This is a genomic window from Bradyrhizobium sp., assembly GCF_019242285.1.
In the GTDB taxonomy this organism is placed as follows: Bacteria; Pseudomonadota; Alphaproteobacteria; order Rhizobiales; family Xanthobacteraceae; genus Bradyrhizobium.
Window position 1 is genome coordinate 1 of the sequence record NZ_JAFAVV010000948.1, and the last position, 6,928, is coordinate 6,928.

Sequence of the window (6,928 nt, forward strand, 5' to 3'; positions counted from 1 at the left end):
GAAGCCCGAGGAATCCAAATATCCGTGGGACTACTACAAGCTGGTGCAGACCATGTCCGGCGAGGAAGCCTTCGGCAAGCTCTCCGACTCCGCCTGCCCGCTGGCGGCGAAGTAGTATCTCTCCAGCAAACGACGCCGCGAGTTACGCCAAGTAGCTCTATCGGCAAACTCGTTCACCTCTCCCGCTTGCGGGGGAGGTCGCCGCGCATAGCGCGGCGGGTGGGGGCAGCCACTTGCTCCCGTGTTTGTGGAGGCACCCCACCCCAACCCTCCCCCGCGAAGAGCGGGAGAGGGAGCGCACTTCCGCCTTTGAACCAGCGGAACCTCTGTCGCCTTTTGATTACGGCTGCTTCCAACCGCGCCCCCATGTCGCGGTAACCCGCCTCCTCCCCGCGACCATCGAAAAGCCGCCATAATGCGCTTCACAGCTGACGTGAAAATGCGCTAGGTCAGCCCTGACCGGCCGCTGCCGCCGAGCCGGCCGCGGCCACCCACACCGGAAGCATGGATGGCCCGCAGGTTTTCCGCTCCTTATCTGTCGGAACCCGTCTCCAGCCTCGCGAACCTGGCCCGCAATCTCGCCGTGTTCGCGGTGGTCGCGGTCGTGGTGTCGATCCTCATCGTCCGGTTTGGTTTCCTGGAGATGAAGCCGGCGCTGGCGACGTTCTTCGGCGCGCTCGGCTGCGCCGTGCTCTCGATCCTGGTCGGCTTCGCCGCCTTCGCCGCGATCTGGCAGAACGGCACCCGCGGCATGGCGCGCATCCTGCTCGCCTTCCTGATCGACGCGGTGGTGCTGGCCTACCCTGCCTATCTCGCCGTGCAGTACCGCCGGCTGCCGGCGATCCACGACATCACCACCGACCCGATCGACCCGCCACGGTTCGAGGCGCTGGCACCGCTGCGCAACGGCGACGGCACCAATACCGCGGTCTATGCCGGCCTGTACTCGGCCGAGCAGCAGCAGAAGGCCTATCCGGACATCGAGCCGGTGCAGCTCGAAATCCCGGTCGAGCGCGCCTACGCGATCACCTTGCAGCTCGTCAACCGTCGCAAATGGCTGGTCATCGACGAGCGCGCGCCGCAGCCGCCGCGTCGCATCGGCCGCATCGAGGCGGTGGCGCGCACGCCGATCATGGGTTTCCGGGAGGACGTCTCGATCCGGATCGCGCCCGACGGCGACGATTCCCGGGTCGATATCCGCTCCTCTTCGCGCTACTTCGAGAGCGACCTGGGCTCCAACGCCGCGCGGGTGACAAAGCTGATCGACGATCTCAACACCGCCGCCGATTCCGACAGCCTGAAGCCGGCCAAGAAGGCGCCGCCGCCGAAGCTCCCGGTCGCCAAGGGCCCGGCGACCAAAACGGTAAAGAAGTGACGCCGAAGGTTCGCGATCGCGCACCACGGCTCGAGAGCAGTGATCCGGATCACACGGCCTGAAGTACCTCCCGTTGACATCCTGGTGACGGGCTTGAATATCCACGGCAACGCAGTCTCGCGTTTCAGAGCGGATCAAAGCCCTGCACCATGGCCAGATCGAAGCAACCGGACAGGATGATGGCGCTGCCCTATCGCCTGCTTCGTTGCCTTGCCTTGTCGGCCGTGCTGACCTTGACATTGGCCACCCATGCGCTGGCCGACCAGCGCGTGGCGCTGGTCTTCGGGATTTCCAAGTATCAGAACGTCCCCCAGCTCGCGAACCCCGACAACGACGCGATCGCGATCAGCGACGTCTTCAGGCGGATCGGCTTCGACGTCGTTCAGTTGCAGCAGAATCTCGGCGTGTCCGAGATGCGACGCGCCGTGCGCGAGTTTTCCGCGATCGCGGCCGGCGCCGACATCGCGGTCGTCTATTATGCCGGCCACGGCATCGAGGTGAACGGGATCAACTACCTCATTCCGGTCGATGCCAGGCTGCTCAGCGACTTCGACGTCGCGGACGAAACCATCCCACTCGATCGCGTCCTGCAGGCGATAGGCCCGGCGAAGCGGCTGCGCCTGGTCATTCTCGATGCCTGCCGCGACAGCCCGTTCTCGGAGAAGATGAAGCGCAGCATCGCCACGCGCGCCATCGGCCGCGGCCTCGCCAAGATCGATCCTGCGACCCCGGACACCCTGATCGCCTTCGCCGCCAAGGCCGGTGCCGTGGCCGGCGACGGCGACGGCGCGCACAGCCCGTTCTCGACCGCGCTGTTGAATCACCTCGCAACGCCGGGGCTCGATCTTCGCCTGGCGCTCGGCCGCGTCCGGGACGAAGTCTTGAAGACGACCAATCGCCGGCAGGAGCCGTTCGTCTACGGCTCGCTCGGCGGCGAAACGGTCGCCCTGGTGCCCCAGCTCGCCCCACCTATCGATCCTGACGCCGAGGCGCGGCGTGACTACGAATTCGCCGCGCAGATCGGCACCGAGGAGGCCTGGAATTCCTTTCTGGCCGTCCATGGCAGCGGGGCCTATGCAAATCTTGCCCGTGCTGCGCTCGACAAGCTCGAGGCCGCGGAGCAGGCGAGCGAGCGGGCCGATGCGGCCCGGCGTCAGGCCGAGGAACAGGCCAGGCAAAAGGCCGAAGATCTGAAGAAGCAGCTCGAGGAGCAACTGGCGCGGCAGACCGAGCAGGCCAGAAAGCAGATGTCGGAACAGGCCAGGCGCGATCTCGAGCAGGAGCGTCAGCGGATCGCCGACCAGACCAGGCGGGAGCTCGACGACGCCCGGCGCCAGCTCGCCGACGCCCGCCGCCGGGCCGACGAGGCTGCGGCGCAGGTCGAGCAGGCCAGGAAGCAGGCCGCGGCCGATGCGCGAGAGCAGATCGAAGCCGCCAGGCGCGAGGCCGCCCGACAGGCCGAAGCGGCACGGCAGTCACGCCTCGCCGCCCTGAATCCGCAGGCAGATGCGGCACCGCCCCCGCCGGCCCCGCCCGTCATGGACGCCGCGGACATCGCTCGCCTGCTTCAGGCGCATCTCAAGCGCGTCGGTTGCGATCCCGCTGGCACGGACGGAAGCTGGAGTGGCGCCTCGCAGCGGGCGCTCGACAGCTTCAACAAGCACGCCGGCACCACCTTCGACATCAAGGTGGCGAGCCTCGATGCGCTCGATGCGGTGCGCGCCAAGGCCGGCCGCGTCTGCCCGTTGAGCTGCGGCACAGGCCAGAAGGCGGACGGCGACCGCTGCGTTCAGATCACCTGCGAGAGCGGGTACGTGCTGGATTCGCAGGGAGCATGCCGAAGGCGGCTGGAGCCGGCGCCGCAGAAGCCTAAGGCCGTGTCCCGCCGCGAACCGAGCGCGCAGCAGCGGTCTGCTCCCGCCGGTCGAGCCGATCCGTGCTACGGAGAATGCGAAGGCGACTGATTCTCCATGTTGGGATCGACCAGAACATTCACCCGCATGTTCAGGAACGTGCGTTTGCCGCTGCCTTCCTCGAAGTAGAGCCGGGCTTCGAAATGATCCCTTCCGGTGTAACCTGTGTTGGGCCGGTAGACGGCCTTGCTCTCGTTGACCAGGCTATAGGTTCCGTTGCGCGGCGGCACCGTGACCTCCTGGCCGGCGAACGGGCCGAGCGACTGGAAATTGAACCCGCATTGCCGATTCGCCGCCACGCGCATCCTGATATCGACGTTGCAGCCCTGGCAGATGTTGAAACTGGGGCGGCGGCAATTCGTGTTGGCGTTCAAGCCGCGGAAATTGCCGTGGGTCATGTAGCCCGGGTGCATCTTGCTGGCGGTCACACCCTCGGGCAAAAGCAACGGCGCAATCGCCAGGAGGGCGACGACGAGAAAACGTTTCATCTCGAAATCCCATTTGTAAATAAGTTGCCGAAAAGGCGTACCATAAGAACGCAACGGAATTTCGAAAGCAAGTGTGTGCCCCCCATTTGAAGCGGCAGCGCCGTTGCCCCATGCCGCTGGCTGCACGCCGTTGGTCGACGGCGATCGGCACGCGTATCGCTGAACCATCGCGCCTGGAAATCGACCTCGACCTCCTTTCCAAGGCCGCACGGCCTCCCTTATCATCGCCCACAGCTACTTCGTTGCGTCGAGAACGGGCTACCGGAGCAGCGGCCGGCCCGATTGTGACAGGCTTCACAGATTGCAATAACGGTTCGTTGGATAGACCGAGATCTTTCGAGAATTGCGGCCGCATGTTCAAGAGCGAAGCTCGCACCATGGCCAGACCGGGTCGTATGGCGTCGCCATTTCATCTGGCGTGCGGCCTTGCGCTGTCGATTTTCCTGACAGCGACGACGGCAACGCAGGCGCTCGCCGACAAGCGCGTGGCGTTGGTGATCGGCATCTCCAGGTATCAGAGCGTTCCCCGGCTCGCCAATCCCGGCAACGATGCCACCGCCGTCAGTGATGCCTTCAGGCGGATCGGCTTCGATGCCGTCGAGCTGCACCAGGATCTGGGCGTGTCCGACATGCGGCGCGCGGTGCGCACGTTCGCCGAGACCGCGGCCGATGCCGACATGGCCGTCGTCTATTATGCCGGTCACGGGATCGAGGTCGATGGCGTCAACTATCTCATTCCGGCCGATGCCAAACTCGTCAGCGACTTCGACGTCGAAGACGAGGCCATCCCGCTCGACCGCATCCTGCAGGCGATCAACCCCGCCAGGCGACTGCACCTGGTCATTCTCGATGCCTGCCGCGACAATCCGTTCTCGGAGAAGATGAAGCGCAGCGTGGCGACGCGCTCGATCGGCCGCGGCCTTGCCAAGATCGAGCCCGCGACCCCGGATACCCTGATCGCCTTCGCCGCCAGGGCCGGTGCCGTCGCCAGCGATGGCGACGGCGACCATAGCCCGTTCTCGACCGCGCTGTTGAGGCAGCTCCCGACACCGGGACTGGATATCCGCCTGGTGCTTGGCCGGGTTCGGGACGAGGTGCTGAAAAGCACGGGCGGCCGCCAGGAGCCGTTCGTCTATGGCTCACTGGGTGGCGAAGCCGTCGCGCTGGTGCCGCCGCAGGAGCCGCCGCCCGATCCGAACACCGAAGCGCGGCGGCAATACGAGCTCACGGCGCAGATCGGCACCAGGGAAGCCTGGAAAGCCTTCCTCGCCGTTCACGGCAGCGGAATCTATGCCAATTTCGCCCATGCCGCGCTCGACAAGCTCGAAGACGCGGAGCGAGCCCGGGCACGCGCGGAGGCGCTCAAGCGGCAGGCCGAGGACCAGGCCACACAGAAAACCGAGGATCTCAAGAAGCAGCTCGAAGAGCAGGCGGCGCGCCGCACCGAGCAGGCCAAGCTGCAGATTTCGGAACAGGCGCGACGCGATCTCGAGCAGGAACGGCAGCGCCTGGCCGAGCAGGCCAGGCGGGAGCTCGACGACGCCCGGCACCAGCTCGCCGAAGCGCAGCAGCGCGCCGACGATGCGTCCGCACAGGTGGAGCTTGCGAAGAAACAGGCCGCAGCGGACGCCCAGCAGCAGATCGAGGCCGTCAAGCGCGCGACGCCGCCGCCCGCTGAGCCGCCGCCCAAGGTCGCGGCCTTGACCCCGCCCGCCGACCCGCGACCCTCCGCGCCCCCGGCCACCATCGACCCGGCTGACATCGCCCGCCTGCTTCAGGCGCATCTGAAACGGGTCGGCTGCGATCCCGGCGCCACCGACGGGAGCTGGAACGGCGCCTCGCAAAAGGCCCTCGACAATTTCAACCGGCATGCCGGCACGAGGTTCGACGTCAAGATGGCGAGCCCGGATGCGCTCGATGCCGTGCGCGCCAGGCCCGAACGGGTCTGTCCGCTGGTCTGCGGCAACGGCCAAAGGGCGGCCGGCGATCGCTGCATTCCCATCAGCTGCGACGGCAATTCCGTGCTGGACTCGCACGGGACATGCAGGAAGCGCCCGGAGCCGCCGCCGCGGAAACCGAAAGCCGTCGTGCGCCGCGAACCGAGCGAACGCCCGCCCGCCGCCGCGCCATCCGGCGACGGCGGATGCCATACCTTCAATGGGAAGCAGTACTGCCAGTGATCCGCGAAGCGCGACCTAGCCGGCAGCCGTCGTCATCCGATACGTTCCGTCGATCACCGGATCGCCATCGGTCGCGACCACGCCGCGGGCCACCAGATCCTCCAGATGCGCCAGCACGGAATAGCCGGCCGCCGTGGTCAGCCGCGGGTCGATGCCGATATAGATCGCGCGCACCAGAGTCGGGACGTCGGCCTCGCCCTTGGCGAGGCGATGCAGGATCGAGGTTTCGCGCGCCTGGCGATGACGGATCAGGAAGCGCACATAGCGCGGCCCTTCCGGAATCTCCGGACCATGGCCCGAGAGATACAGCTGCTCCTCGCGCGCGGCGAGCCGGTCGAGCGAGGCCATGTAGTCGACCATCGATCCGTCCGGCGGCGCCACGATCGAGGTCGACCAGCCCATGACATGATCGCCGACGAAGGTCAGCTTGCGCTCGCCCCAGGCGAACGCGAGATGGTTGGCGGTATGGCCCGGCGTCGCGATCGCCTCGAGCCGCCATCCTGCCCCTTCGACGACGTCGCCATGGGCAACCGCGACATCCGGCCTGAAGTCGCGGTCGGCACCGGATTCCGGGTTGTGCTTCTCGCTCTCGTAGCGCGGGCGGGAGGCGCGGTGCCGCCCCTCGGCATAGACGGTGGCACCGGTCGCGGCCTTGATGCGCGCCGTGTTCGGCGAGTGGTCGCGATGGGTATGGGTGACGAAGATATGCGTCACGGTCTCGCCGCGCACCGCGTCGAGCAGCGCCGCGGCATGCGCCTCCGAGTCCGGCCCCGGGTCGATGATCGCGACATTACCCTGGCCGACGACGTAGCTGACCGTGCCGGTAAAGGTGAACGGGCTCGGATTGTCGCAGAGCACGCGCCGCACGCCGGGGCGCACCTCGTCGACCACGCCGGGCTTCAGCGGGAAGTTGCGGTTGAACGGGACGTCGTCGTTGTCGGCCATCGGAAATCCCACACTCAGTCGTCATAC

Annotated in this window: 5 protein-coding genes; 3 read left to right on the forward strand and 2 right to left on the reverse strand. The window is 66.8% G+C overall.

Translation table 11 applies throughout. The features are described from left to right. Positions 1-508 precede the first annotated feature (508 nt). Entirely contained in the window at positions 509-1,375 is an 867-nt protein-coding gene (locus JOY90_RS38700; RefSeq protein WP_291696343.1) for a DUF1499 domain-containing protein, read from the forward strand. 149 nt (positions 1,376-1,524) lie between these two features. Then, a complete protein-coding gene (locus tag JOY90_RS38705) occupies positions 1,525-3,339 on the forward strand; it encodes a caspase family protein (RefSeq protein WP_291696344.1) in 1,815 nt (604 codons plus the stop codon). Here JOY90_RS38705 and JOY90_RS38710 read toward each other — a convergent pair. Beyond that, entirely contained in the window at positions 3,315-3,902 is a 588-nt protein-coding gene (locus JOY90_RS38710; RefSeq protein ID WP_291696345.1) for a hypothetical protein, read from the reverse strand. The genes JOY90_RS38705 and JOY90_RS38710 overlap by 25 nt on opposite strands. A 251-nt stretch (positions 3,903-4,153) precedes the next feature. Here JOY90_RS38710 and JOY90_RS38715 point away from each other — a divergent pair, with 251 nt between their 5' ends. Next, a complete protein-coding gene (locus JOY90_RS38715) occupies positions 4,154-5,956 on the forward strand; it encodes a caspase family protein (RefSeq protein ID WP_291696346.1) in 1,803 nt (600 codons plus the stop codon). Positions 5,957-5,971: 15 nt separating this feature from the next. On the opposite strand, the gene JOY90_RS38720 is transcribed toward JOY90_RS38715, so the two are convergent. Then, entirely contained in the window at positions 5,972-6,901 is a 930-nt protein-coding gene (locus JOY90_RS38720; protein ID WP_291696347.1) for an MBL fold metallo-hydrolase, read from the reverse strand. Between the last annotated feature and the right edge of the window lie 27 nt (positions 6,902-6,928).

Coding starts and splice junctions, on each gene's coding strand:
- JOY90_RS38700 (WP_291696343.1), top strand. CDS start 509: ATGGCCCGCAGGTTTTCCGCTCCTTATCTGTCGGAACCCGTCTCCAGC.
- JOY90_RS38705 (WP_291696344.1), top strand. CDS start 1,525: ATGGCCAGATCGAAGCAACCGGACAGGATGATGGCGCTGCCCTATCGC.
- JOY90_RS38715 (WP_291696346.1), top strand. CDS start 4,154: ATGGCCAGACCGGGTCGTATGGCGTCGCCATTTCATCTGGCGTGCGGC.
- JOY90_RS38720 (WP_291696347.1), bottom strand. CDS start 6,901: ATGGCCGACAACGACGACGTCCCGTTCAACCGCAACTTCCCGCTGAAG.